General features: G+C 56.4%; 23 protein-coding genes. 14 read left to right on the top strand and 9 right to left on the bottom strand.

The features are described 5' to 3' along the window. Window positions 1–65 precede the first annotated feature (65 nt). The 6 genes from dapA to ypfH all read left to right on the top strand — a co-directional run bounded on the left by dapA (window position 66) and on the right by ypfH (window position 6,549). A complete protein-coding gene (gene dapA, locus M8370_RS08370) occupies window positions 66–944 on the top strand; it encodes a 4-hydroxy-tetrahydrodipicolinate synthase (protein WP_013098227.1) in 879 nt (292 codons plus the stop codon). 16 nt (window positions 945–960) lie between these two features. Next, window positions 961–1,995 (top strand): outer membrane protein assembly factor BamC, encoded by a 1,035-nt coding sequence (gene bamC / locus M8370_RS08375; RefSeq protein ID WP_013098226.1) that lies wholly within the window; start codon window positions 961–963, stop codon window positions 1,993–1,995. Between the two features lie 109 nt (window positions 1,996–2,104). Further along, complete coding sequence (purC, locus tag M8370_RS08380; protein WP_008501631.1) at window positions 2,105–2,818, top strand: phosphoribosylaminoimidazolesuccinocarboxamide synthase; 714 nt, start codon at window positions 2,105–2,107, stop codon at window positions 2,816–2,818. 119 nt (window positions 2,819–2,937) lie between these two features. Then, a complete protein-coding gene (gene ypfJ, locus M8370_RS08385; RefSeq protein WP_250020760.1) occupies window positions 2,938–3,807 on the top strand; it encodes a KPN_02809 family neutral zinc metallopeptidase in 870 nt (289 codons plus the stop codon). Continuing rightward, entirely contained in the window at window positions 3,807–5,780 is a 1,974-nt protein-coding gene (locus tag M8370_RS08390) for a tRNA(Met) cytidine acetyltransferase TmcA (RefSeq protein ID WP_250020761.1), read from the top strand. Before ypfJ ends, M8370_RS08390 begins: the two co-directional genes overlap by 1 nt. A 73-nt stretch (window positions 5,781–5,853) precedes the next feature. Then, on the top strand, window positions 5,854–6,549 hold the full coding sequence (gene ypfH / locus M8370_RS08395) for an esterase (RefSeq protein WP_013098223.1): 696 nt from the start codon (window positions 5,854–5,856) through the stop codon (window positions 6,547–6,549). Window positions 6,550–6,640: 91 nt separating this feature from the next. Here the strand turns inward: ypfH and M8370_RS08400 are convergent, their stop codons facing one another. Genes M8370_RS08400 through M8370_RS08410 form a run of 3 tightly spaced genes read right to left on the bottom strand, consistent with a single transcriptional unit; the run spans window position 6,641 to window position 8,351 of the window. After that, complete coding sequence (locus tag M8370_RS08400; RefSeq protein ID WP_013098222.1) at window positions 6,641–6,838, bottom strand: YpfN family protein; 198 nt, start codon at window positions 6,836–6,838, stop codon at window positions 6,641–6,643. Window positions 6,839–6,862: 24 nt separating this feature from the next. Continuing rightward, the gene (gene dapE, locus M8370_RS08405) at window positions 6,863–7,990 is read right to left on the bottom strand and encodes a succinyl-diaminopimelate desuccinylase (RefSeq protein ID WP_013098221.1); all 1,128 of its coding nucleotides are present in this window, start codon (window positions 7,988–7,990) and stop codon (window positions 6,863–6,865) included. A gap of 10 nt (window positions 7,991–8,000) precedes the next feature. After that, window positions 8,001–8,351 (bottom strand): ArsC family reductase, encoded by a 351-nt coding sequence (locus M8370_RS08410; protein ID WP_020689972.1) that lies wholly within the window; start codon window positions 8,349–8,351, stop codon window positions 8,001–8,003. 387 nt (window positions 8,352–8,738) lie between these two features. Here M8370_RS08410 and ypfM point away from each other — a divergent pair, with 387 nt between their 5' ends. Beyond that, window positions 8,739–8,798, top strand: coding sequence for a protein YpfM (ypfM, locus tag M8370_RS08415; protein ID WP_015572204.1), 60 nt, complete (start codon window positions 8,739–8,741; stop codon window positions 8,796–8,798). Between the two features lie 109 nt (window positions 8,799–8,907). On the opposite strand, the gene acrD is transcribed toward ypfM, so the two are convergent. Both acrD and narQ read right to left on the bottom strand, forming a co-directional pair. Then, a complete protein-coding gene (gene acrD / locus M8370_RS08420; RefSeq protein ID WP_029882269.1) occupies window positions 8,908–12,021 on the bottom strand; it encodes a multidrug efflux RND transporter permease AcrD in 3,114 nt (1,037 codons plus the stop codon). A gap of 146 nt (window positions 12,022–12,167) precedes the next feature. Beyond that, window positions 12,168–13,856, bottom strand: a complete 1,689-nt coding sequence (narQ, locus tag M8370_RS08425; protein WP_250020762.1) for a nitrate/nitrite two-component system sensor histidine kinase NarQ — start codon at window positions 13,854–13,856, stop codon at window positions 12,168–12,170. Window positions 13,857–14,008: 152 nt separating this feature from the next. On the opposite strand from narQ, the gene aegA reads away from it, so the two are divergent. The 3 genes from aegA to M8370_RS08440 all read left to right on the top strand — a co-directional run bounded on the left by aegA (window position 14,009) and on the right by M8370_RS08440 (window position 17,795). After that, window positions 14,009–15,985 (top strand): formate-dependent uric acid utilization protein AegA, encoded by a 1,977-nt coding sequence (gene aegA / locus M8370_RS08430; RefSeq protein ID WP_284038867.1) that lies wholly within the window; start codon window positions 14,009–14,011, stop codon window positions 15,983–15,985. A gap of 67 nt (window positions 15,986–16,052) precedes the next feature. Beyond that, window positions 16,053–16,646: a GDP-mannose pyrophosphatase NudK gene (gene nudK, locus M8370_RS08435; protein ID WP_013098216.1), complete on the top strand. Its 594-nt coding sequence runs from the start codon at window positions 16,053–16,055 to the stop codon at window positions 16,644–16,646. A gap of 105 nt (window positions 16,647–16,751) precedes the next feature. Beyond that, window positions 16,752–17,795 (top strand): DUF1176 domain-containing protein, encoded by a 1,044-nt coding sequence (locus M8370_RS08440; protein WP_020689967.1) that lies wholly within the window; start codon window positions 16,752–16,754, stop codon window positions 17,793–17,795. A gap of 15 nt (window positions 17,796–17,810) precedes the next feature. Here M8370_RS08440 and tkt read toward each other — a convergent pair whose 3' ends face one another. Next, a complete protein-coding gene (gene tkt / locus M8370_RS08445; RefSeq protein ID WP_250020763.1) occupies window positions 17,811–19,799 on the bottom strand; it encodes a transketolase in 1,989 nt (662 codons plus the stop codon). 19 nt (window positions 19,800–19,818) lie between these two features. After that, the gene (gene tal, locus M8370_RS08450) at window positions 19,819–20,769 is read right to left on the bottom strand and encodes a transaldolase (RefSeq protein WP_013098213.1); all 951 of its coding nucleotides are present in this window, start codon (window positions 20,767–20,769) and stop codon (window positions 19,819–19,821) included. Between the two features lie 246 nt (window positions 20,770–21,015). Here tal and maeB point away from each other — a divergent pair, with 246 nt between their 5' ends. Then, window positions 21,016–23,295 carry an NADP-dependent oxaloacetate-decarboxylating malate dehydrogenase gene (gene maeB, locus M8370_RS08455; protein WP_013098212.1) on the top strand — a complete coding sequence of 760 codons (2,280 nt, stop codon included), beginning with the start codon at window positions 21,016–21,018 and terminating at the stop codon, window positions 23,293–23,295. Between the two features lie 79 nt (window positions 23,296–23,374). On the opposite strand, the gene hemF is transcribed toward maeB, so the two are convergent. Then, window positions 23,375–24,274 (bottom strand): oxygen-dependent coproporphyrinogen oxidase, encoded by a 900-nt coding sequence (gene hemF, locus M8370_RS08460; RefSeq protein ID WP_038420320.1) that lies wholly within the window; start codon window positions 24,272–24,274, stop codon window positions 23,375–23,377. Then, window positions 24,274–25,149 carry an N-acetylmuramoyl-L-alanine amidase AmiA gene (gene amiA, locus M8370_RS08465; protein ID WP_013098210.1) on the bottom strand — a complete coding sequence of 292 codons (876 nt, stop codon included), beginning with the start codon at window positions 25,147–25,149 and terminating at the stop codon, window positions 24,274–24,276. Before amiA ends, hemF begins: the two co-directional genes overlap by 1 nt. Before the next feature lie 212 nt (window positions 25,150–25,361). Between amiA and M8370_RS08470 the strand changes: the two genes are divergently transcribed. The 3 genes from M8370_RS08470 to M8370_RS08480 all read left to right on the top strand — a co-directional run bounded on the left by M8370_RS08470 (window position 25,362) and on the right by M8370_RS08480 (window position 26,862). Next, window positions 25,362–25,787 (top strand): GNAT family acetyltransferase, encoded by a 426-nt coding sequence (locus tag M8370_RS08470; RefSeq protein WP_058684224.1) that lies wholly within the window; start codon window positions 25,362–25,364, stop codon window positions 25,785–25,787. Next, a complete protein-coding gene (locus tag M8370_RS08475; RefSeq protein ID WP_014832841.1) occupies window positions 25,774–26,223 on the top strand; it encodes a DUF2919 domain-containing protein in 450 nt (149 codons plus the stop codon). Before M8370_RS08470 ends, M8370_RS08475 begins: the two co-directional genes overlap by 14 nt. 63 nt (window positions 26,224–26,286) lie before the next feature. Continuing rightward, a complete protein-coding gene (locus M8370_RS08480) occupies window positions 26,287–26,862 on the top strand; it encodes an RpoE-regulated lipoprotein (protein WP_013098207.1) in 576 nt (191 codons plus the stop codon). Window position 26,863 lies beyond the last annotated feature (1 nt).

Below are 26,863 nucleotides of genomic sequence, written 5' to 3' on the forward strand. Positions count from 1 at the left end.
GTCGCTTGCTTTTATTACAGTTCCAAACGTACCATTGAGGCTCTTGTTCGCACAGAGGATGGCTCATGTTCACGGGAAGTATTGTCGCGCTTGTAACACCGATGGATGAAAAAGGTAATGTCTGCCGGTCAAGCATGAAGAAGCTGATTGATTACCATGTCGCCAATGGAACCTCGGCGATCGTTTCGGTAGGGACTACCGGTGAATCTGCAACGCTGAGCCACGAAGAGCACGGCGATGTGGTGATGTTGACCCTCGAACTGGCTGACGGACGTATTCCTGTCATCGCGGGAACGGGCGCGAATGCAACCGCAGAAGCGATCAGCCTGACCCAACGTTTTAACGACAGCGGCGTTGTTGGCTGTCTGACGGTCACCCCTTACTACAACCGTCCTACTCAGGAAGGTTTGTTCCAGCATTTCAAAGCCATCGCTGAACATACTGACTTGCCACAAATTCTGTATAATGTGCCGTCCCGTACTGGCTGCGATATGCTGCCGGAAACCGTTGGTCGTCTCTCGAAAGTAAAAAATATTATCGGGATTAAAGAGGCGACAGGGAACTTAAGCCGCGTTCATCAGATCAAAGAGCTGGTTTCAGACGACTTTATCCTGTTGAGCGGTGACGATGCGACCGCGCTGGACTTCATGCAGCTCGGTGGTCATGGCGTGATCTCCGTAACGTCGAACGTTGCGGCCCGCGATATGGCGGAAATGTGCAAGCTGGCGGCGGCAGGTCACTTTGATGAAGCCCGTCTCATTAATAAACGTCTGATGCCGTTGCACAATAAATTATTTGTCGAACCCAATCCGATCCCGGTGAAATGGGCATGTAAGGAGTTGGGACTTGTAGCAACCGATACGCTGCGTCTGCCAATGACACCGATTACCGACCACGGTCGTGAAATCGTCACTGCAGCGCTGAAGCATGCCGGTTTGCTGTAAAGTTTAGGGAGATTTGATGGCTTATTCAGTACAGAAGTCGCGCCTGGCGAAGGTTGCGAGTGTTTCGCTTGTTATGCTGCTCGCTGCCTGTAGTTCAGACTCGCGCTACAAGCGCCAGGTGAGCGGTGATGAATCCTATCTGGATGCGACCCCGCTTGCTGAACTTCATGCACCGGCTGGCATGATCCTGCCGATTCAGAACGGCGATTATAATATCCCCGTGACCAACGGCAGCGGCCCGGTGGGCAAAGCGCTTGATATTCGTCCGCCAGCACAGCCTCTGGCGCTGGTGAGCGGGGCGCGCACCCAGTTTACCGGTGATACCGCGTCTCTGATGGTGGAAAGCGCACGTGGCAGCACGCTGTGGCCACAGGTGGTGAGCGTCATTCAGTCGAAGAACTACACGATTGACAAGCGCGATGACGCCAGCCAGACGTTAACCACCGACTGGATCGAGTGGAACCGTCTGGATGAAGACCAGCAGTACCGTGGTCGTTATCAAGTCTCCGTTAAACCGCAGGGCTATCAGCAGGCGGTTACCGTTAAGCTGTTGAACCTGGAGCAGGCGGGCAAACCGGTGGCGGATGCTGCCTCTATGCAGCGTTACAGCACTGAAATGCTGAACGTGATTGCTGCGGGTCTGGATAAGAACGCCACAGACGCGGCTAACGCCTCACAGAACCGCAACGGCATGACGTTTGATGTCCAGAGCGGCGCGGATGATACCGGCCTGCCAATGCTGGTTGTTCGTGCGCCATTCAACCAGACCTGGCAGCGCCTGCCAGCGACGCTGGAGAAAGTGGGCATGAAGGTGACCGACAGCACGCGTTCAACTGGTAGCATAACCGCAACGTATAAGCCGCTGTCCGACAGCGCATGGCAGGAGCTGGGCGCACGCGATCCACAGCTCGCTTCCGGCGACTACAAGATTCAGGTAGGCGACCTTGATAACCGCAGTAGCCTGCAGTTTATCGATCCGAAAGGTCACACGCTGACCCAGTCGCAGAACGATGCGCTGGTCGCGGTCTTCCAGGCTGCATTCAGCAAATAAATACGAGGGCTGGTGAATCCAGCCCTTTTTATTTTCGTGCTACGCAAACGTGTGCGTGGCATAATATGCCCAGTTTTGAACACAAATCATCACACCAGGAGTAATCAAGATGCAGAAGCAAGCTGAGTTGTATCGTGGCAAAGCGAAGACCGTATACAGCACGGAAAACCCGGATCTGTTGGTGCTCGAGTTCCGCAATGATACGTCAGCAGGGGATGGCGCACGCATTGAGCAGTTCGATCGTAAAGGCATGGTGAACAACAAGTTCAACCACTTCATTATGACCAAACTGGCCGAAGCGGGTATCCCGACTCAGATGGAAGCGTTGCTGTCCGATACGGAATGTCTGGTGAAAAAACTGGATATGGTTCCGGTTGAGTGCGTCATTCGTAACCGTGCCGCGGGCTCCCTGGTGAAGCGTCTGGGCATTGAGGAAGGCATCGAGCTGAATCCACCGCTGTTCGATCTGTTCCTGAAAAACGACGCCATGCACGATCCGATGGTCAATGACTCCTACTGCGAAACCTTCGGCTGGGTGAACAAAGAGAACCTGGCGCGCATGAAAGAGCTGACCTACAAAGCCAACGACGTGCTGAAAAAACTGTTTGATGATGCTGGCCTGATCCTCGTCGACTTCAAGCTGGAGTTCGGTCTGTTCAAAGGCGAAGTGGTACTCGGCGACGAGTTCTCACCGGACGGCAGCCGTCTGTGGGACAAAGAAACGCTGGATAAAATGGATAAAGACCGTTTCCGTCAGAGCCTGGGTGGCCTGATTGAAGCGTACGAAGCAGTGGCTCACCGTTTAGGCGTTAAGCTCGACTAACTCCCTCATCGCCAAAGGATGTTCATATCCTTTGGCGTCTTACCTTTGTTTCCTATGGTAATCTTGCCGTTAACCGCCTACGATCATAGCTATTATTAATGGAATAGTTCGAGGTAGTTATGCGCTGGCAAGGGCGTCGTGAAAGTGACAATGTAGAAGACAGACGTGGTGATAGCGGTGGCGGCCCTTCCATGGGTGGCCCCGGCTTCCGTTTACCCAGCGGAAAAGGCGGAATCATTCTACTTATTGTGGTGCTGGTTGCGGGTTACTACGGGGTCGATCTCACCGGGTTAATGACCGGTCAGCCGCTGCAGCAACAGCAGCAATCTCAGCGCTCCATCAACCCAAATGAAGATGAAGCGGCCAAATTTACCTCCGTTATTCTCGCGACCACTGAAGACACGTGGAGCCAGCAGTTTGAGAAAATGGGGCGCAGCTACCAGCAGCCGAAGCTGGTGATGTACCGTGGTGCGACCCGCACCGGCTGCGGCACCGGACAGTCGGTGATGGGGCCGTTCTACTGCCCGGCAGACAGCACCGTCTATATCGATCTCTCTTTTTATGATGACATGAAACGCAAACTCGGTGCCGACGGTGATTTTGCTCAGGGCTACGTGATTGCGCATGAAGTGGGGCATCACGTGCAAAAATTGCTGGGCATTGAGCCTAAGGTTCGTCAGCTTCAGCAAAACGTCTCGCAGGCAGAGGTCAATCGCCTCTCCGTGCGTATGGAGCTGCAGGCGGACTGCTTCGCGGGCGTCTGGGGGAACAGCATGCAGAAGCAGGGCGTGCTGGAATCTGGCGACCTGGAAGAGGCGTTAAATGCCGCAGAGGCCATTGGTGACGACCGTCTCCAGCAGCAGAGCCAGGGCCGGGTTGTGCCGGACAGCTTCACTCACGGGACGTCAGAACAACGTTACACCTGGTTTAAACGCGGTTTTGACAGCGGTGACCCGGCGCAGTGCAATACCTTCGGTAAAGCCATGTAATGGTGGCGTTTGACCAACTGATTAGCCAGCTTGAGCGCACCGGCCAGCGTCGGCTGGTGGTGCTCAGCGGTGATGCGCAGTGGTCCCTGGCGCAGGCCGGGGCGCTGCGTGATACGCTTTCCGGGGATTGGGTGTGGCTGGATGAAAACCCTTCCCGGGAGATAAGCGGGCTGCTGGGGCGCGAGTTCCGGCATGCTGTTTTTGATGCCCGCGCCGGGTTTGATGTCTCAGCCTTTGCCGCCCTGAGCGGAACGCTGCGTGCCGGGAGCCTGCTGGTGCTGTTGGCTCCCCCGCTTGCGGTGTGGGCAGACACGCCCGACAGTGATTCCCTGCGCTGGAGCGACAGCGCGGAACCCATTCCCACGCCGAATTTCATTCGCCACTTTTGTCAGACGATTACCCGCGACCCCGATGCAATCGTCTGGCAGCAAAACCAGCCGTTAACCCTTCCTCCGTTTCCTGATGCTCCTGACTGGCAACCCGCTAACGGTGCACCCCAGCGCGAGCAGGCGGAGATCCTGCAGGCACTTCGTGCAATGCCGAAAGGCGTTGCGGCCGTTACCGCCCCGCGCGGGCGGGGAAAGTCGGCGCTTGCCGGCATGCTGCTGAACAGCATTGAGGGCAGAGCAGTTGTCACCGCACCGGCAAAGGGAGCAACGGAGGTCATCGCACGGTTTGCGGGTGAACATTTTCACTTTATGGCACCGGATGTGCTGCTGGCCTCCTCACACCATGCCGACTGGCTGATTGTCGATGAGGCGGCGGCCATACCCGGCCCTGTGCTGGAGAAGCTGGTTGCGCGCTTTCCACGGGTACTGTTAACCACGACGGTACAAGGGTATGAAGGAACCGGAAGAGGGTTTTTGCTTAAATTCTGCGCGCAGTTCAGCGCCCTGCAGCGTTATACCTTATCCACCCCCGTTCGCTGGGCTGCGGGATGTCCGCTTGAGCGGGTGGTCGCCAGCACGCTGCTGTTTGACGACACGCTCATCGACCAGCAGCCGAAAGGAGAGGTGCAACTGACCTCTCTGGCCCCCGACGCATGGGAGCACACGCCTGCACTCGCCGCGAGTGTCTACGAGCTGCTTTGTGCGGCTCATTACCGTACCTCGCCGCTGGATCTGCGCCGTATGATGGACGCCCCCGGTCAGCACGTTGCCGTCGCGCAAACGGACCCGGTCATTGCGGGCGCGCTGTGGCTGGTAGACGAAGGCGGGTTAAGCCCGGCGCTAAGTCGCGCAGTATGGGCGGGTTTTCGTCGACCTCGCGGCAACCTTGTCGCGCAGTCTCTGGCCGCGCATGGCGGCACGCCTCTGGCAGCAACGCTGAAAGGTCGACGGATCACGCGCATCGCTGTTCACCCTCACCGGCAACGGGAAGGGATCGGCCGGGCGCTCATCCGCGAGGCCTGCGGGGAGGATTATCTCTCGGTGAGCTTTGGCTTTACCAACGCGCTGTGGCATTTCTGGCAGCAGTGCGGCTTTGAGCTGGTACGGATGGGCAGCCACCGCGAAGCCAGCAGCGGCTGCTATACCGCAATGGCATTATTGCCGCAAAGTGAGGCGGGGCATCGTCTGTGTGAACAGGCCCGGCTGCGCCTGCATCGCGATGCGCGTGTCTTATCATTGTGGAATGGCGAAAAGATCCCGGTGGCAGATGAGTGGGAAGCTACCCTTAATAGTGACGACTGGCTGGAGCTGGCAGGCTTTGCCTTTGCACACCGGCCCTTTGCTACGTCCGTTGCCGCATTGACGCGTTTGCTGCTCGCCGTCGATCTGCCGCTTCCGGCCCTGCGCGGTAAAATTGAGGCACGAAGAGAGGACGCTGCGCTCAGTGCTGAACTGTCGCTCACCGGGCGAAAAGCGGTGCTGGCAAGATTACGCGCTGAAACGGCGCAGGCCCTTGAATGTCTTGATAAAGCACGCAGTCAGCAGCTCAAAAGCGACATTTTGCAATGGCAATTTTTTCAATGACTTCTTCAGTAAAGTGGCATGGTCATTCCCCCCGCAAGGCGTAGAATCCAGGTCATCAATTAAGGAGACCGCCATGAAACACGATCATTTTGTTGTTCAAAGCCCCGACAAACCGGCTAAACAGTTACTGCTGCTGTTTCATGGCGTTGGCGATAACGCCGTCAATATGGGAGAGATTGGTCGCTGGTTTGCACCTGTTTTTCCTGAGGCGCTGATTGTCAGTATCGGCGGCGTGGAGCCGTGTGGCCCAGACGGACGGCAGTGGTTCTCCGTTCAGGGCGTGACGGAAGAGAACCGTCAGGCGCGTATTGATGCCATTATGCCGGTCTTTATCGAAACCGTGCGTTACTGGCAGCAGCAGAGCGGCGTCGGTGCCGACGCGACCGCGCTGATTGGCTTTTCACAGGGGTCAATTATGTCGCTGGAGAGCGTGAAAGCAGAGCCGGGTCTGGCTTCGCGCGTGATTGCCTTTAACGGCCGTTTCGCGACGCTACCGACGAGCGCGACCACGCAGACAACGATCCACTTGATCCACGGTGGCGAAGACCGGGTGATTGAGCTTTCGCATGCCGTAGCTGCCCAGGAAGCCCTGATCCGGGAAGGCGGGGATGTGACGCTGGATATCGTTGACGATCTGGGTCATGCGATTGACGATCGCAGCATGCAGTTTGCGCTCGACCATCTGCGCTATACCGTACCGAAGCACTACTTTGATGAAGCGCTCAGCGGCGGTAAGCCGGACGATGATGATATTGTTGAATTTATGTGATTATTTCCCCTCACCCTAACCCTCTCCCCTAAGGGGAGAGGGAACATGGCACCCCTCGCCCCTCTGGGGAGAGGGGCTGGGGGTGAGGGGATTACTTCTTCTGGTCTTTCTTCGGCCAGTCGTCGTCGTCATCCCACTTGTCGTTAAAATCACGATGAGGCGGAAGATCCGGCTTGTTGGCGAGGAATTTTTTATGGTCAACGCGCTTAAGATCTTTAATCACGTTAAGCAATACGCCTACCAGAAACACTAACACCAGAATCCACCAGTACTTTGCAAGCCAATCCATTCGCTATTCCTCTCAGAGCGCTCGTCAGGCGACGATTTGCTCCATAATACGTTGATACATACGGGCCAGCAGTTGTAAATCCGCGGCATTTACACACTCATTGATTTTATGAATGGTCGCGTTCACTGGCCCCAGTTCGACAACCTGAGCTCCCATGCGGGCGATAAAGCGTCCGTCTGAGGTGCCACCCGTCGTCAGCAGTTGTGGCTTAATTTCATTATAGTGCTCGATGGCATTCACCACCGCATCCACCAGTTTGCCACGCTGTGTCAGGAACGGCTGGCCGGAAAGCCACCAGTCCACGGTGTAACGCAGCTGATATTTTTCCAGCAGGGCGATAACGCGCGCTTTGATCATCTCATCGGTCAGTTCGGTACTGAAACGGAAGTTAAACTGAACGAAACAATCGCCCGGGATCACGTTGTTGCTGCCGGTTCCGGCCTTCACGTTCGCAATCTGCATGCTGGTTGGCGGGAAGAACTCATTGCCTTTGTCCCACTCAATGCTCACCAGTTCACTCAGCATTGGCGCTGCGCGGTGAACTGGGTTATCGGCCAGATGCGGGTACGCCACGTGTCCCTGTACGCCATGAATGGTCAGGTTACAGGTTAACGAACCGCGGCGGCCATTTTTCACCACATCGCCCACCACCTCGGTGCTGGACGGCTCGCCGACCAGACAGTAGTCCAGACGCTCGTTGCGGGCCATCAGGGCCTCAACCACCTTGACGGTGCCGTTATGGGCGCTGGCTTCTTCATCAGAGGTAATGAGAAACGCGAGACGGTTTTTATGGTTCGGGTGCTGGGCGACAAAGCGCTCAGCCGCCACAACCATTGCCGCCAGGGAGCCTTTCATGTCTGCGGCGCCGCGGCCAAACAGCATGCCATCGCGGATGGTTGGTTCAAACGGAGGGTTGATCCAGCGGTCCGCATCACCTGCGGGAACCACGTCGGTATGCCCGGCAAAGGCCAGCGTTTCGCCCTGGCCACGCCACGCCCAGAAATTCTGGGTGTCGCCAAAATCCATCCGCTCCACGGTAAAACCGATGGCACGCAGGCGCTCAATCATTAATGCCTGACAACCTGCGTCGTCCGGGCTAAGGGAAGGACGGCGAATAAGCTGCTGAGTCAGCTCAATGACCGGGCATGACATAAACTACACCTCAACGAAAAAAGTCGGAATAAAGGGTTTCACTGAAACCCAGCAGCATAGGCTGCCCGGGCGCGCAGAGCAATGGGCGTTTGATGATTGCTGGCATTTCAAGCATCAGATTTGCTGCGCTGTTGGCATCCTTGATGCTGGCACGCAGTGATTCGTCCAGCTTGCGCCAGGTCGTGCCGCGGGTGTTCAGCAGCGCGTCCCACCCCAGTTCGTTAATGGCGGTATGCAGAAATTCTGCATCAAGCCCATCGGCACGGTAATCGTGGAAGCGGTACTCGACGTTGTTAGCTTCGAGCCAGCGACGGGCTTTTTTGATTGTGTCACAATTTTTAATGCCGTACATGACAACCATGTTGAATCCTTTTGTTCTTATGACCATTAAATGTTCAGTAAATTCGAAGATATATCCTTAAACGGAATATAACACATTCAGAAACGCTCTGGATTAACACCTCTTTTTAATTCAACTCACACCTGTACGCTGAATATTCTTTCATCATTTAAGCATAGATGTCCATCAGGTATAAATTGCCTGTAAACTCAGCGGGTAAAATAAAACTCACCCGTGCGTAGGGTTATTTCAAAATATTGCTGGCCGTCACACAAAATTTAAGGTTCTCCGTTCATATTTATCATAAATCCAGCGCGCAGACGGGGTACAATCACAGCAATCGGTTAAATTGTCTTCACAATGATGATACGTTTTCGTAGAATGCGCATAATAATAAGAGAGGTTGTTATGATTGAACGTGAACTGGGGAACTGGAAAGATTTTATCGAAGGCATGCTTCGTAAATGACATTCAGTAAGAATTGCAAGAGCACTTAAATAAGTAAAATAACCATAGTGTGAATTAATCACACAGTAAAAAGGCGGCCTACTGAGCCGCCTTTTTTATTTTCACTATCTTATTCAGGCCGTTCCTTGAGCGGGAAGCGGCGACGCACCAGCACGAAGAACAGCGGCACAAAATAAATGGCCAGGATCGTGGCTGAAATCATTCCTCCCATGACGCCTGTACCTACCGCATGCTGGCTGCTGGAGCCAGCGCCTGAGCTGGTTGCCATTGGTAACACCCCGAAGACAAACGCCAGCGAGGTCATCAGGATTGGACGTAAGCGCTGACGGCAGGCATGCAGCGTGGACGCCATCAGCTCATGGCCTTTCGCATTCATCTCATTGGCAAACTCAACAATCAGGATGGCGTTTTTCGCCGACAACCCAATCACGGTGAGCAGCCCCACCTGAAAGTAAACGTCGTTCTCCAGACCGCGCATCCAGGTGGCGAGCAGCGCGCCGATCACGCCAAGCGGCACCACCAGCATGACCGAGAACGGGACTGACCAGCTTTCATACAGCGCCGCAAGACAGAGGAAGACCACCAGCAGCGAAAGCGCGTAAAGCGCGGGAGCCTGGGCCCCGGAGAGCCGCTCCTGATAAGACATGGCCGTCCACTGCAGACCAAAGCCAGCGGGTAGCTGTTGCACCAGCTTTTCCATGGTGTCCATCGCCGTACCGGTGCTGACGCCCGGCGCGGCTTCACCGACGATCTCAACGGCGGAATAGCCGTTATAGCGCTCCAGACGCGGAGAACCGCTCTCCCAGTGCGAGGAGGCGAAGGCGGAGAACGGCACCATGCCGCCCGCATTGTTGCGGACATACCAGCGGTTAATATCGTCCGGCAGCATGCGGTATGGCGCGGCGGATTGCACATACACTTTTTTAACGCGACCGCGATCCATAAAGTCATTCACATAGCTTGAACCCCACGCCGTTTGTAGCGTGTCGTTGATGTCGTCGATAGAAACGCCCAGCGCCTGCGCCTTACGCTGATCAATATCGACCTGCAGCTGCGGGCTGTCATCCAGACCGTTGTGACGGACGCGGGTCAGACCCGGATCTTTACCGGCCAGCTCTAACAGCTTGTCGCGTGCCGCCATCAGCGCCGTGTGGCCCGCACCGGCATGGTCCTGCAACTCCATGTCAAACCCGGCAGAACTGCCGAGACCGCTGATAGCCGGTGGGCTGCTGGCAAAAACGCGAGCCTCTTTGATACGGGAGAAGGCTTTGGTCGCGCGTTCGATAATGGCAAACGAGGTGCCCGTTTTCGTATCGCGTGCGTCCCAGTCTTTCAGGCGCACAAACATACGTGCAACGTTCTGCCCGTTCCCGCCCGGGCCGGAGCCGACGGTGGAGAAGACCGACACCACGTTATCTTTCTCTTTGGTAAAGAAGTACTGCTCCACCTTCTGAACTACCTTCAGCGTTTGCTGCTGCGTTGACCCGCTCGGGAGCTGCACCGAAGTGATGAACATCCCCCGGTCTTCCTGCGGCAGGAACGAAGTCGGCAGATGCAGGAACAGCCACACCATACCGCCCAGCAGCACAACATAAATCATCATCCAGCGCAGGCTGCGGTGCAGCACCTTGCCGACGGCGGTTTCATAACGCGCGGCACTGCGGTTGAACATGCGGTTAAACCAGCCAAAGAAGCCCTTCTGACCGTGCTGCTCCCCTTTATGTAGCGGCTTGAGGAGGGTGGCGCAGAGGGCAGGCGTGAGGATCAGCGCCACCAGCACCGAGAGCACCATTGCGGAGACGATGGTGATTGAGAACTGACGATAAATGGCGCCAGTTGTGCCGCCGAAAAACGCCATCGGGATAAAGACCGCCGAGAGCACCATCGCGATGCCGACTAACGCCCCCTGAATTTGTCCCATCGATTTACGCGTGGCCTGACGCGGGGAAAGCCCTTCCTCGCTCATGATGCGCTCGACGTTTTCGACCACCACGATGGCATCGTCCACCAGCAGGCCAATCGCCAGCACCATTGCAAACATCGTCAGGGTGTTAATGCTGTAACCAAACGCGTAAAGCACCGCGAAGGTACCCAGCAACACCACCGGAACGGCAATGGTCGGGATCAGCGTTGCGCGGAAGTTTTGCAGGAACAGGTACATGACCAGGAAGACCAGCGCGATCGCTTCCAGCAGCGTTTTCACCACATCTTCAATAGAGGCTTTAACGAAGGAGGTGGTTTCGTAGGCGACTTTATATTCCAGCCCGTGGGGAAAATAGTGCGACAGCTCATCCAGACGATCCAGCACCAGCTGCGCGGTGGCCATTTCATTGGCCCCGGAGGCCAGTTTTACCCCCAGACCGGAGGCCGGGTTACCGTTAAAGCGGCTGAGATAATCATATTTCTCTGCCCCCATTTCTACTGTGGCGACATCGCCCAGGCGGACCTCTGAACCATCCTGATTTACGCGCAGGGTAATGTTGCGAAACTGCTCCGGGGTCTGAAGCAGCGACTGTGAGTTAATGGTGGCATTCAACGCTTGTTTATCGACGGAGGGCGTTCCCCCCAGTTGTCCCACCGCAATCTGGGCGTTCTGGGATTTAATGGCATCCGTCACGTCGGTTGCCGTCATCTGGAAGCTGTTCAGCTTATTCGGATCAAGCCAGATACGCATTGAATACTGAGAGCCGTAAGCATCGATATCACCGACGCCGTTAATACGGCTGAGGGGATCCTGAATATTACTGGCGACGTAGTCCGCAATGTCCTGCTTATCCATGGAGCCGTCGGTAGAGACAAACGCAATAGTCAGGATGTTGGTGTCACCGGTTTTACGTACGGTAACCCCCTGATTCTGCACCGCCTGAGGCAGTTTACGCATCGCCGACTGCAGCTGGTTTTGCACCTGCTGTACGGCTTCGTCCGGATCCGTACCGGCGGTAAAGCTCAGGGTGACGGTCGCCTGGCCCGTGGCGCTACTCTGCGAGGACATGTACATCAGGTTATCCAGACCCGTCATGTTCTGCTCGATAACCTGCGTGACGGTATTTTCCAGCGTTTGTGCTGAAGCTCCGGGGTAGTTTGCCGTGACGCGCACGTTTGGTGGTGCCAGGTCGGGATATTGCTCAACAGGAAGTGAAGTAATGGCAAGGACACCTGTCAGACACAACAGAATGGCAAGTACCCAGGCAAAAATGGGGCGATCGATAAAAAAATTCGCCATGAAAATGAGACCTCGTTTTGCTGCACGTCATTATTGTTTATTGCCCGCATCACTTTAGCGGCAAGACGAAGACCAAACGTGGAGAAATAAAGGAGATAGTGTAAATTATCATGCGCTTTTCTCTGCGCTTCACCTTTTACCGTTATTTACCTCCCGGCCCCGTTTGTCGGGAAGATCACGCTCACCAGCGTCCCCCCGTTTTGCGGCTGGGAAAAGTGCAGCGTTCCGCCAAGTCTCGCCGCCCGTTCGCGCATAATATTCAGCCCGTAATGTCCCGGCGGCTCGCTGGCTTCGCCAATCCCGATACCGTTATCGCGAATGCTGACGCTGTGGGTGCCGTCAGCAGACGTCACGCAGCTGACGGTTATCTCGCTGGCCTGGGCGTGCTTCATCGCATTCAACACCGCTTCACGCACGATCTGCAGCAAATGCACCTGTTTCTGGGCATCCAGCGCCAGCGAGGAGAGGCGGCAGTCGAGGTGCAGCTTTGCCTGCGTCTGGCTCTGTAACCCGTCCAGTGACTCCTGTAGGGCCGCGGGCAGATTGGCGTGGTTAAGCGTCAGGCGGAAGGTGGTAAGCAGTTCCCGCAATTGATGCCAGGCGTTGTTAAGCTCGCGGGAAAAGTCGGTGATAATGGTCTGCGCCGGGGCATTCTCATGTGGGATAGCGCGTTTCAGCAGCGCCAGCTGAATACGTAAATACGACAGTACCTGCGCCAGGGAATCGTGCAGCTCGCGGGCGATCGTCGCGCGTTCTTCCATCAGCAGCAACTGCTGGTAGTGCTTTTGCGCCTGGTTGAAATACAGTCCGCGTCCGAGCATTGTCGCCACGCTTTCCATCAGCGGCAGAGGAACGTGGCCCGTCTCGCTTTGCCAGCGTAATTCCCCGTACAGGGTATCCTGCATCAGCACGGGCAGCGTTTGGACAGGGCTCCCGTTTGATTCGATACCCTCACTGAGCCGCCAGTCGTCGCTGGTGCGCAACTCCAGGTAGTTCATCTGCGTGTACTCATGCACTATCTGCAAAATATGCCGGAAACAGTGGCTGTCTATCTGGCCGGTATTCAGTGCCTGAGAGCATTTAAACAGCATCTCGAGTTGCTGATGCGCCTCATTCAGATGCTGCGTTTTTTCCGCTACGGAGTGTTCAAGCGAGCGATACAGCGTATGCAGCTCGGCAGACATGTGGTTGAACGCCCGGGAAAGTTGGCCCAGTTCGTTTGGCAGCGCGGTATCCGGTGCAGGCGTATCGAATTGCCCCCGCTCAATGCGCTCGCTGGCCGCCACCAGATTATTCAGCGGTAACACCACCTGGCGGCGGATGCGTCGCAGGGTAAAGATCGTCAGGATCAGGATGCCCATCCCGCCCGCCAGGGAGATCAGAATTACCGCCCGGATTTTATGTTCGGTGTAGTGCTGAAGGGCGAGCACAAAGGCGTCAATCCGGCCGACAAAGTCTTCAATGTGGGCCTGATACCACCCGATATCGCCGCGAGCGATGTGGTTGTCCATCTCCTGCCATGCCAGATGCAGCTGCTTATAGCGCGCCTTAACATCGTCCGGCACGTACCAGCGGCTCAACTTCTGTAGCGCAGGGGCGCTCAGCGTCTGCTGCCAGCTCTCGCGATGCGCCGCCAGGGCGTCGCTGTTGCGTTGCATCTCATAGCCCAGACGGTAGCTCTGCATTCGCAGGGAACCGGCAATATTGATGGCTTCTGCATCCCGCTGGCTGCTGGCAAGCGTGAACAGTGCGACGGTGCTGGTCAGAACGGACAGCACGATAATGGAAATGAAAGCCCGGGCCAGGCTTCCGGAAACGGGTCGTTTAACGGTCACAGAACAGCTTCCTGAAAAAAATTGATCTGCCACAGGTTCACTGGAGATAGTTCGGCTTCCTGGGCATTTGTACATTGCCTGATAGCGCCGCCGTGGGTAAATACAATATTCCTATAAAGAATAAGGTTATTGAACCAAAAACAGGTGTCGTTATGAATCGTTTTATTATGGCCAACAGCCAGCAGTGTATAGGGTGCCGTGCCTGCGAAGTGGCCTGCGTGATGGCGCACAACGATGAACAACACGTGCTGAGCGAACGCCATTTTCATCCCCGCATCACTGTCCTGAAATCTGGCGCGAAGAGCACGCCTGTAACCTGCCACCATTGCGAAAATGCGCCCTGCGCGCAGAGCTGCCCTAACGGGGCCATCAGCAAATGCGATGACAGCGTACAGGTGAATCAACAAAAATGCATTGGCTGTAAAGCCTGCGTGGTTGCCTGTCCGTTCGGCACGATGGAGATCGTTGTTACGCCTCTCGAAAAGGACAACGTAAAAGCCTCGGCGCATAAATGCGATCTTTGCCACACGCGCCCACAGGGCCCGGCCTGCATCGAAAATTGTCCGGCACAGGTGCTTACCCTGGCGACGCCCGCCGTACTGAATAACCTGGCGAAAACCCGCCGCCAGCGCACCGCCCGTCAGGAGGCGCAGCTCTGGCACGGCGAGGCGGTAAGGCCAGACCTGCCGCACACCCGCCTTGAGCAGATGAGAAACACACCGCGACGCGGGGAGCCGGATAAACTCGCCGCGAGTGCACGCGTCAGCCATTTTCAGGAGATCTACCTGCCGTTTTGGGCAGAGCAGGCCGCGCGTGAGGCATCGCGCTGCCTGAAGTGCGGCGAACACAGCATTTGTGAATGGACCTGTCCGTTGCACAACCATATCCCCCAGTGGATTGAACGCGTTAAAGCGGGGGATATCGCCGGGGCGGTTGAGCTTTCACACCAGACCAACTGTTTACCTGAAATTACCGGCCGCGTCTGCCCGCAGGACCGATTATGTGAAGGCGCCTGCACCGTGCGTGATATCTCGGGCGCGGTGACCATTGGCAACATCGAGCGCTATATCTCTGACCAGGCACTGGCGATGGGTTGGAAGCCGGATCTGAGCGGCGTGACGCCGGTTGATAAACGTGTGGCGGTGATCGGCGCGGGGCCTGCGGGGCTTGCCTGTGCCGACGTGCTGGCGCGCAGCGGCGTGCGCGTCACGGTCTATGACCGGCACCCGGAGATTGGCGGCTTGCTGACGTTTGGTATCCCGGCCTTTAAGCTCGATAAATCGCTGCTCGCACGGCGCAGGGAGATATTCACGGCCATGGGGATCCAGTTCGTTCTGAACTGCGACGTCGGACAGGATGTGCCGCTGTCACAGCTGCAACGCGAATACGATGCACTGTTTATTGGTGTAGGAACCTATCGTTCCATGAAAGCGGGTATCGCACATGAAGATGCGCCCGGCGTCTATGACGCGTTACCTTTCCTGGTGGCAAACACCCGCCACGTGATGGGGCTTGAGGCAACAACCAAAGAGCCATTTATCGATACCCGGGGGCTGAACGTGGTGGTGCTCGGCGGGGGCGATACCGCCATGGACTGTGTCCGCACCGCGTTACGTCACGGTGCGGCGAAGGTAACCTGCGCCTACCGCCGGGATGAAGCCAATATGCCGGGCTCGAAAAAAGAGGTGAAGAATGCGAAGGAAGAGGGCGCCGCGTTTGAGTTTAACGTTCAGCCCGTGGAGTTAACTCTGGCACCTGACGGACAGGTCAACGGCATTCGCATGCTGCGTACCGAACTCGGCGAACCGGATGTTCAGGGCCGTCGTCGGCCGGTACCGATAGCGGGGAGCGAATTTGTGATGCCTGCGGATGCGGTGATCATGGCATTTGGTTTCAATCCACACGAGATGCCGTGGCTGCAGGCGCAGGGCGTGGAGACGGATAGCTGGGGACGAATTATCGCCTCGGTGGAGAGCCGCTATCGCTATCAGACCTCTAACCCGCAAATTTTCGCAGGCGGTGACGCCGTACGCGGCGCAGATTTAGTTGTCACCGCCATGGCGGAAGGGCGACATGCCGCGCAGGGTATCCTCGACTGGCTGGGCGTCAGCGCGTTAAAAACGCATTAAATCGGGTGGGCGACAAAGCGGGGTTCACGGCGTAATATAGGCAGACTCATTGTGTTGTGGAGCCCGTATGACCCTGAAAATTGACGTTATCAAAGACAAAATCCTTTCTGATAATTACTTTGTCCTGCGTAACATCACCTATGATTTAACGCGTAATAACGGGGACGTGATCCGCCACAAACGTGAGGTTTACGACCGCGGCAATGGGGCAACCATTCTGCTTTATAACCGTGAAAAGCAGAGCGTGGTGCTGATCCGCCAGTTCAGGGTGGCGACGTGGGTCAATGGCAATCCGGACGGACGGCTGATTGAAACCTGCGCTGGTCTGCTGGATGACGATGAGCCGGAAGTATGTATCCGCAAAGAAGCCATCGAGGAGACGGGCTTTGAAGTGGGTGAGGTTAAAAAAGTTTTCGAACTGTTTATGTCACCCGGCGGCGTGACGGAAATCGTCCATTTCTTTATTGCCGAATACAGCGATGCGCATCGTATCCATCAGGGCGGTGGCGTGGAAGATGAAGATATCGAGGTGCTGGAGATACCGTTTGTCCAGGCGCTGGAGATGATCCGTACCGGGGAAATTAAAGATGGTAAGGCTGTAATATTACTGCAGTATTTACAAACAACCGGGCTGATGGATCCCTCTTTCGAACGGATGTAGTTTGTTTTTCGGATAAATCTATCCGATAAATCCGATTGAGCAACCCCGGCGGGAACACGAAGATACTGCCCAGTTAAGCGTTTTCGTTCCGGGATTGTGCCATTCATGCGCTACTGCGTTTTTATTTTTTTCCTGATTTGTGTGCTCCCCGCGCCTCGTGTGTGGGCTGCGCCTGCACAGCAATCATTCTCAGACTGGCAGGTGACCTGCAATAACCAGAATTTTTGCCTGGCACGCAACACCGGTGAACACCGTGGTCTGGTGATGACGCTTAGCCGCAGCGCTGGCGCGAAAACCGATGCCTCGTTACGTATCGATCTCGGCGGTCTTTCAGACCCGTCTGTCAAAGAGCCTGCAATTGCGCCGCGCCTGCTGCTGGATGGGGTGCCCGTGACGCTGGAGCGCCAGCACTGGCAGTTAACGCCCTGGCATCTGAAAACGGACGATGCTGCGACCATCACTGCATTTCTTAAGCATATCCAGGAAGGGAAAGCGCTAACCCTGCGTGATGGCAAGCAGGCGATCTCCCTCAGTGGCCTGAAAGCGGCGCTGTTGTTTATCGATGCGCAGCAAAAGCGCGTCGGCAGTGAAACCGCCTGGATTAAAAAAGGTGACGATCCGCCGTTAAGCGTGCCGCCCGCACCGGCTCTGAAAAAGGTGGCGGTTGTGAATCCCACCCCGACACCGCTCTCCCACAGCGAACTGAACGATCTGCTGGATTATGGTACCTGGCGGATGAATAACAGCCAGTGCTCGCTCGACCCCAACCGTCGGGAAGTGCGCGTCACTGCGCTTACCGATGACAAAGCGCTGCTGATCGTCAGTTGCGAAGCGGGGGCCTATAACACCGTCGATCTGGCCTGGCTGGTATCACGTAAAAAACCGTTTTCTTCCCGTAGCGTCAGGCTGCGTCTGCCGTTTACGCCGTCCAGCGGTAGCAGTGAAATGGAGTTAATGAACGCTCGCTTTGATGAGAAAACGCGTGAGTTGACCACCCTGGCGTTAGGGCGGGGGATTGCCGACTGCGGTATCCAGACGCGCTGGCGCTTTGACGGCCAGCGCTTCCGTCTGGTGCGTTATGCCGAGGAGCCCAGCTGCGATAACTGGAATGGGCCAGATGCCTGGCCCACGTTGTGGATCACACGCTAGTTTTGCCGGGTGGCACTAAAGCACGCTTAACGCCTTCTCAACGACGTTCTCAACGGTAAAACCGAAATACGGGAACAGCTTGTCGGCCGGCGCCGATTCACCGTATCCCCGCATGCCGACAATGGCCCCTTTCAGCCCGACATATTTGTACCAGTAGTCGGCAATACCCGCCTCAACCGCCACGCGGGCCGTCACGCTGGATGGCAGGACCGATTCACGATATGCCTCATCCTGTGCGTCAAAGATGTCGGTTGAAGGCAGGGAAACCACGCGCACCGCGTGACCTTCGGCAGTCAGCTTCTCCGCCGCTTTGACGGTAATCTCCACCTCGGAACCGGTGGCAATCAGGATCACATCCGGCTTGCCGCCGCTGTCCTTCAGAATGTAACCGCCGCGGGCAATGTCTTTCACCTGCTCCGGCGTGCGTTCAATCTGCGCCAGGTTCTGACGTGACAGGATCAGCGCCGTCGGTCCGTTATGGCGCTCTACTGCCAGCTTCCAGCCCACCGCGGCCTCGACCTGATCGCAGGGACGCCAGGTGCTGAAGTTTGGCGTCAGGCGCAGGCTCGCCAGCTGTTCAACGGCCTGGTGGGTTGGCCCGTCTTCCCCAAGCCCGATGGAGTCATGGGTGTAAACCATAATCTGCCGCGCTTTCATCAGAGCCGCCATGCGTGCGGCGTTACGGGCGTATTCCACAAACATCAGGAAGGTGGCGGTGTAGGGGACAAATCCCCCGTGATGAGCGATACCGTTGGCAATGGCGGTCATGCCGAACTCGCGTACGCCATAGTGAATATAGTTTCCGGCGATATCCTCTTTCAGCGATGTCGAGCCAGACCAGATGGTCAGGTTGCTGGGGGCCAGATCCGCCGAGCCGCCCAGCAGCTCAGGCAGGATTGGGCCAATCGCATTCAGGGTGTTTTGCGATGCCTTACGGGTGGCGATTTTGGCCGGGTTAGATTGCAGGTTTTCAATCAGCGCCTGCGTTTTCTCTTCCCAGTCCTCCGGTAGACCTCCGCTCATGCGGCGGGTGAATTCGGCCGCCAGCTCCGGGTAGGCCTTTTTGTAGGCGGCAAATTTCTCGTTCCAGGCGTGCTGGGCCTTTTCACCCTCTTCACGGGCATCCCATGCGCGGTAAATCTCTTTCGGAATTTCGAACGGCGGATATTTCCAGCCCAGTTTCTGCCGGGTCAGCGCCACTTCCTCATCACCCAGCGCCGCACCGTGCGCCTCTTCTTTACCTGCTTTGTTCGGCGAACCAAAGCCGATAACCGTGCGGCAGATAATCAGCGACGGTTTGTCCTTCACGCTTTGCGCTTCCTGAATCGCTTTTTTCACCGCCTCGGGATCGTGGCCGTCAATTTCATGCACCACATGCCAGTGGTAGGCCTCAAACCGTTTTGCCGTGTCGTCGGTAAACCAGCCCTCGGTTTCCCCGTCTATGGAGATGCCGTTGTGGTCATAGAAGCCAATCAGCTTGCCCAGCCCCAGCGTGCCCGCGAGCGAACAGACCTCATGGGAGATCCCCTCCATCAGACAGCCGTCACCCATAAAGACGTAAGTGTAGTGATCGACGATGTTATGCCCCGGCTGGTTAAACTGCGCACCCAGCGTGCGTTCCGCGATGGCCAGCCCAATGGCGTTGGCTAAACCCTGTCCCAGCGGCCCGGTGGTGGTTTCCACCCCTGGCGTATAGCCAATCTCCGGGTGGCCGGGGGTTTTCGAATGCAGCTGGCGGAAGTTTTTCAGCTCTTCGAGCGGCAGATCGTAGCCGGACAAATGCAGCAGGCTGTAGAGCAGCATCGACGCGTGGCCGTTAGAGAGAATAAAACGGTCGCGATCGTACCAGGTGGGGTCGTTAGGGTTGTGCTTCAGGAAATCATTCCACAACACTTCGGCAATATCTGCCATGCCCATTGGTGCGCCAGGGTGGCCGGAATTGGCTTTTTGCACGGCATCCATGCTGAGGGCGCGAATGGCATTGGCTAACTCTTTACGGGACATAGTTCACTCCGTGGCAAGGTTAAAGTTTGGCGGCGAGAAGATCTTCAAGTTTGCGCTGGTCGACGGCGAACTGGCGGATGCCGTCCGCCAGTTTTTCCACGGCCATTGGGTCCTGATTGTGCTCCCAGCGGAATTCCGCTTCGGTCATGGCTTTCGGTTTGGGCAGTACGGTGGAGGTCGGCACCAGTTTACGGATCACCGTCTCTTCTTTGTCCTGCAGCTTTTTCAGCAGGTCAGGGGAGATGGTCAGGCGGTCACACCCAGCCAGCGCCAGGATCTGCTCGGTGCGGCGGAAGCTGGCCCCCATTACGATGGTTTCGTAGCGGTGCTGCTTGTAATAGTCGTAGATATTACGTACCGACTTCACGCCCGGGTCTTCCTCCACCACGTACGGATCCATCGGCTGTTTTGCCTGATACCAGTCGTAGATGCGCCCGACGAACGGTGAGATCAGGAATACGCCCGCTTCGGCACAGGCGCGCGCCTGCGCAAACGAGAACAGCAGCGTCAGGTTGCAGTGGATCCCCTCTTTTTCCAGCACTTCCGCCGCGCGGATGCCTTCCCAGGTGGAGGCGAGCTTAATCAGAATGCGTGATTTGTCGATCCCCTGCTCCTGGTAGAGTTCGACGAGGCGGCGGGCTTTATTGATGCTCTTCTCTTTATCGAAAGAGAGGCGGGCGTCGACTTCGGTGGAGACGCGCCCCGGGATGCTTTTCAGAATTTCCGCACCGAAATTAACCGCCAGCTTGTCACTGGCTTCGGCAACCTGTTGTTCCTGGGTTTTGCCGCGCTGTTTGCCATAGGCAATGGCGTCATCAATCAGATGACTAAAATGGGAAAGCCCTGCCGCTTTGAGCAGCAGCGACGGGTTGGTGGTTGCGTCTTCAGGCTGGTAGTGCCGAATCGACTCGATATCGCCGCTGTCTGCAACCACGGTAGTGAATTGTTTGATGCCGTCAAGTTGGTTCATAAGTCATGACTCCTTGAAAATAAAAGCGTTAGACGAGTGCGTTAGTTCACACTTCTGGAAAAATCATGATGGACTTAACAAAAAAGCATAGCAGACGGGGGAGGCATTGCTTTTGAGACGGGTAACATGGCTGTTATAAATTGATAACAATTTTTAATGTGTGATGGTGAGAGTTTGGCAGCCTTCAAAGTTTATGCCGCAGCCTGCGGCGATACTATCTGACCGATACGTAAAAGGAATAACAAGATGGACGATCAGTTAAAACAGAGTGCCCTCGATTTTCACGAGTTTCCTGTCCCGGGTAAAATTCAGGTCTCCCCGACAAAACCGCTGGCAACCCAGCGCGACCTGGCGCTGGCCTACTCGCCGGGCGTGGCGGCACCGTGTCTCGAAATTGAAAAAGATCCGCTGGCCGCTTACAAATATACCGCGCGCGGCAACCTGGTCGCCGTGATCTCTAACGGTACGGCGGTGCTGGGCCTGGGCAACATTGGTGCGCTGGCCGGTAAGCCTGTGATGGAAGGAAAGGGCGTTCTGTTCAAGAAATTCGCCGGTATCGACGTGTTTGATATCGAAGTGGACGAACACGATCCCGATAAATTCATCAACGTCGTGGCGGCGCTGGAGCCGACCTTTGGCGGTATTAACCTCGAAGACATCAAAGCGCCGGAATGTTTCTACATTGAGCAGAAACTGCGTGAACGTATGAACATTCCCGTGTTCCATGATGACCAGCACGGGACGGCGATTATCAGCACCGCCGCCATTCTTAACGGCCTGCGCGTGGTGGAGAAAAATCTCTCTGACGTGCGCATGGTAGTCTCCGGCGCGGGTGCGGCGGCCATTGCCTGTATGAACCTGCTGGTGGCGCTCGGGATGCAGAAACACAACATTGTGGTCTGCGACTCCAAAGGCGTGATCTACAAAGACCGCGAACCGAACATGGCGGAAACCAAAGCAGCCTACGCGGTGGACGACGACGGCAAGCGTACGCTTGAGGATGTCATTGACGGCGCGGATATCTTCCTGGGCTGTTCAGGCCCGAAAGTGCTGACCCAGGAGATGGTGAAGAAGATGGCGCGTGCGCCAATGATTCTGGCGCTGGCGAACCCCGAGCCAGAAATCCTGCCGCCGCTGGCGAAAGCGGTGCGTGAAGATGCCATCATCTGTACCGGTCGCTCCGACTACCCGAACCAGGTGAACAACGTGCTCTGCTTCCCGTTCATCTTCCGTGGGGCGCTGGACGTAGGCGCGACGGCCATTAACGAAGAGATGAAGCTCGCGGCGGTGCACGCCATTGCGGAACTGGCACACGCCGAGCAGAGCGAAGTGGTGGCTTCAGCCTATGGCGATCAGGATCTGAGCTTTGGCCCGGACTACATCATTCCAAAACCGTTCGACCCGCGTCTGATTGTCAAAATCGCGCCAGCGGTTGCGAAAGCGGCGATGGACTCTGGCGTGGCGACGCGCCCGATAACCGATTTCGATGCTTACGTGGATAAGCTCACCGAGTTTGTCTACAAAACTAACCTGTTTATGAAGCCGATTTTCTCTCAGGCTCGTGCCGACGCGAAGCGGGTGGTGCTGGCGGAAGGGGAAGAGGCGCGCGTGCTCCATGCCACGCAGGAGCTGATCACCTTAGGGCTGGCGAAGCCGATCCTGATTGGCCGCCCGAGCGTTATCGAGATGCGTATCCAGAAGCTGGGCCTGCAGATCAAACCGGGTGTTGATTTTGAGATCGTCAACAATGAATCCGACCCGCGCTTTAAAGAGTACTGGAGCGAATACTACGCGATCATGAAACGTCGCGGGATCACTCAGGAGCAGGCGCAGCGGGCGGTGATCAGCAACACCACGGTGATTGGCGCAATCATGGTTCATCGCGGCGAGGCGGATGCGCTGATCTGCGGCACCATCGGTGATTACCATGAGCACTTCAGCGTGGTGCAGGAGATCTTCGGCTATCGCGACGGGGTGCACACGGCCGGTGCGATGAACGCGCTGCTGCTGCCAAGCGGTAACACCTTTATCGCCGATACCTACGTCAACGACGATCCAACCCCGGACGAGCTGGCGGAGATCACCGTGATGGCGGCTGAAACCGTGCGTCGCTTTGGTATCGAACCGAAGGTGGCGCTGCTGTCGCACTCTAACTTCGGCTCCTCTAAATCTGCGGCGGCCTGCAAAATGCGACAGACGCTGGAGCTGGTTCGCGAGCGCGCACCCGAGCTGATGATTGACGGTGAGATGCACGGCGACGCCGCGCTGGTGGAGAGCATCCGCAATGAACGTATGCCAGACAGCCCGCTGAAAGGCTCAGCGAATATCCTGATTATGCCAAACGTGGAAGCGGCGCGTATCAGCTACAACCTGCTGCGCGTCTCAAGCTCTGAAGGGGTGACCGTGGGGCCGGTGCTGATGGGTGTGGCAAAACCGGTGCATGTGTTAACGCCAATTGCCTCTGTACGCCGTATCGTGAATATGGTGGCGCTGGCGGTAGTTGAGGCGCAGACGCAGCCGCTGTAAGTGATGTTTGTCGGGTGGCGCGTTCGCTTACCCGACCTACGGGTTGACCAGGACGGATAAGCGCAGCGCCATCCGGCAGTTAAACCCAGTCCCGAACCTTAATAAACTCACTCAGGGCAGCCTCCGGGCTGCCTTCTTTTGGCTCGTAGCAGTACTCCCAGCGCACCAGCGGCGGCATTGACATCAGAATCGACTCCGTGCGCCCGCCGGTTTGCAGGCCAAACAGCGTCCCGCGATCCCACACCAGGTTAAACTCCACGTAGCGCCCGCGACGGTAAAGCTGGAACTCGCGTTCGCGCACGCCGTAGTCGGTGTTTTTACGCCGTTCAACAATGGGCAGATAAGCGTCGGTATAGCCTTCGCCCACCGCACGCATAAAGCTGAACGCGGTATCAAAATCAGGCGTGTTCAGATCGTCAAAGAACAGCCCGCCAATGCCGCGCTGTTCGTCGCGGTGTTTGAGGTAAAAGTAGTCGTCGCACCACTTTTTGTATTTCGGGTAAACGTCTTCGCCAAACGGCAGGCAGAGATCGCGTGCGGTCGTATGCCAGTGCACGGCATCCTCTTCAAAGCCGTAGTAGGGGGTCATGTCGAAACCACCCCCAAACCACCAGACCGGATCGGCCCCCGGTTTTTCCGCAATGAAAAAACGCACGTTGGCGTGGCTGGTTGGCACAAACGGGTTGTGCGGGTGTACCACCAGCGAAACGCCCATCGCCTGGAAGCTGCGACCCGCCAGTTCAGGACGATGCGCCGTTGCAGAAGCGGGCATGGCTTCCCCGTAAACGTGGGAAAAATTGACGCCTGCCTGTTCAAAGATACCGCCGTTTCGCAACACACGGCTACGCCCGCCGCCGCCGGCCTCGCGCTGCCAGTTATCTTCCTGAAAATTACCGCCGTCTGCAGCGGCCAGTTTCTGGCAAATCTCATCCTGCAACTGCAGCAGGAAGGTTTTTACCCGCTTTGCATTCGGTTTCATTAACGTTTCCTGGAGTGCGCTTTTTGATTATCGAACCAGTTAAAGTAACTGATGATGCCGGAGGCGATGGCATTGGCGATCTTCTGACGAAACGCCGCGGTACCAAGCAGACGCTCTTCTTCCGGGTTAGTGATGAAAGAGGTCTCCACCAGCACGGACGGAATCGACGGTGATTTCAGCACCACGAACGCGGCCTGCTCCGTGCTCTTGCTGTGCAGACGGTGCACCGGCTTAATCCGTTTGAGGATATGCGAGCCCAGCGTCAGACTGTTTTTGATGGTATCGGTCTGCACGAGGTCGAACAGCACCTGCTGTAACAGGTGATCTTTATCGGTGGCCTTCTTCCCGGCGACTTCATCCGCACGGTTTTCACGGTCGGAGAGATATTTCGCCATGGCGCTACTGGCGCCGCGATTGGAGAGGGCAAACACCGACGCGCCCGCGGCGGAAGGGTTTGTAAAGCCATCCGCGTGAATGGACATAAAGAGATCGGCACCATGCTTATGGGCAATTTCCACGCGGTCATACAGCGGAATAAAGGTGTCGCCCGTACGCGTCAGGCGGGCGTCAATGCCGTTGCTGCGTAAAATCGATCGCACATTTTTTGCAATTGCCAGCACGACGTGTTTTTCTTTTGACCCGTTTTTGCCAATGGCGCCGGTATCAATGCCGCCGTGACCCGGGTCGAGCATGACCAGACGCTTCGCGCCTGGTTTTTTGGCTTTGGGTTTGCTGTGTCCGTTACTGGTTTTAAGCGTGCTCTCTTCTTTTGCCTGAGCCTGCTGTGCGATGCCCGTTAACGTTAAGGCCGCCAGCCCCGCTTTGAGAACCTGACGACGCGATGTGAGTGCTTTTAATGGTTTGAATGTGCTCATGCGGCCTGAATAGTAAAAATTGCGGTCCTGGTGTTATATCGTATCGCGTTTAGCGTTACGACAGTCCTTATTGAGAATTGTTTTACTTTTCATTTCAATACGTGACAAAGTGACATTATGCCAAATTTTGGCGAGATTTTCCCCGGTTATTGGCTAAATGCCCTGTTCGCGCCATAATCACTGTTTTTAAACCCGAAAAGGCGGTTAATACCATGGAGATACGCGTTTTTCGCCAGGAAGATTTCGAAGAGGTGATCACCCTTTGGGAGCGCTGCGATTTGCTGCGTCCGTGGAACGATCCAGAGATGGACATTGAGCGTAAGCTGAATCACGACGTCAGTCTGTTTCTGGTGGCGGAAGTGAACGGCGAAGTGGTGGGCACGGTGATGGGCGGTTACGACGGTCATCGCGGCTCTGCTTATTATCTGGGCGTTCACCCGGAATACCGGGGGCGCGGCATTGCCAATGCGCTGCTCAATCGTCTTGAGAAAAAACTGATCGCTCGCGGTTGCCCGAAAATTCAGATCATGGTGCGCGTAGATAACGACGTGGTGCTGGGCATGTATGAACGTCTGGGCTATGAACACGCTGACGTGCTGAGCTTAGGTAAGCGTCTGATCGAAGATGAAGAGTATTGAGATCCACCCGGCAGATTACGACGCGCAGGGGCGTGTCAGGCTGCCTTTCTTATTCTGGTGCGTACTGCTGCTGCAGGCCCGCACCTGGGTGCTGTTTGTCATGGCCGCCGCGTCCCGCGGGCAGGGCGATACATTACTGACGCTCTTTTATCCCGATCACGACGCCTTTTGGCTCGGCCTGTTACCGGGCGTACCGGCGGTGGTGACGTTTTTGTGCAGCGGCCGACGACAGGCGATCCCACGGCTTTGGCGTGCGCTTCGCTGGCTGCTGATCTTGGCCCAGATTGCGCTGCTCTGCTGGCAGCCTGTGCTCTGGTGGTACGGTGAACCGCTTACGGGCATCGGCATTGCGCTGGTGGTTGCCGATATCGTGGCGCTGCTGTGGCTGCTGACTAACCCCCGCTTACGCGCCTGTTTTACGCATGAGTCAGATTAACGCGGCACTTTTTGCCGATGCTGCACTCCAACAAGCGTTGATTTAACACGTAAGGACGTTTCAATGAAATCGCTGCGTTTACTTTTATGCGCTCTCCCGCTGGCGTTAACCGGTTGTTCAACGCTCTCCTCCATTAACTGGTCGGCCGCTTATCCGTGGAACTGGTTTGGCTCTTCGCTGGAAGTGACCGAGCAGGGCGTGGGCAACATTACCGCCGCGACGGCGCTGGATCAGGACGCGCTTCAGGCGGCCCTGAGCAGCGACTATCGTCTGCGCAGCGGCATGAAAACTGAAAACGGCACTATCGTGCGTTACTTCGAAGCGCTGAAAGGAGACAAACTGGCGCTGGTGATTAACGGCGATAAAGGCACGGTAAACCGTATTGCCGTGCTGGACGATGCCATCCCGACGGCGAGCGGTGTAAAGGTTGGTACGCCGTTTAGCGATCTCTATAAACAGGCTTTCGGCAACTGCGCCAGCGCGCCTTCAGACGATGGCGTGGCGGTGCAATGTAAAGCGCCGGACAGCCAGCACATCAGCTACCTCTTTACCGGAACCTGGAGCGGCCCTGAAGGCTTAATGCCGTCTGACGATACGCTGAAAAACTGGAAAGTGAGCAAAATTATCTGGCAGCAGTAAT

Origin of the sequence: Enterobacter cloacae complex sp. OE43NF (assembly GCF_023544405.1) — a bacterium.
GTDB classification, from domain to species: domain Bacteria; phylum Pseudomonadota; class Gammaproteobacteria; order Enterobacterales; family Enterobacteriaceae; genus Enterobacter; species Enterobacter cloacae.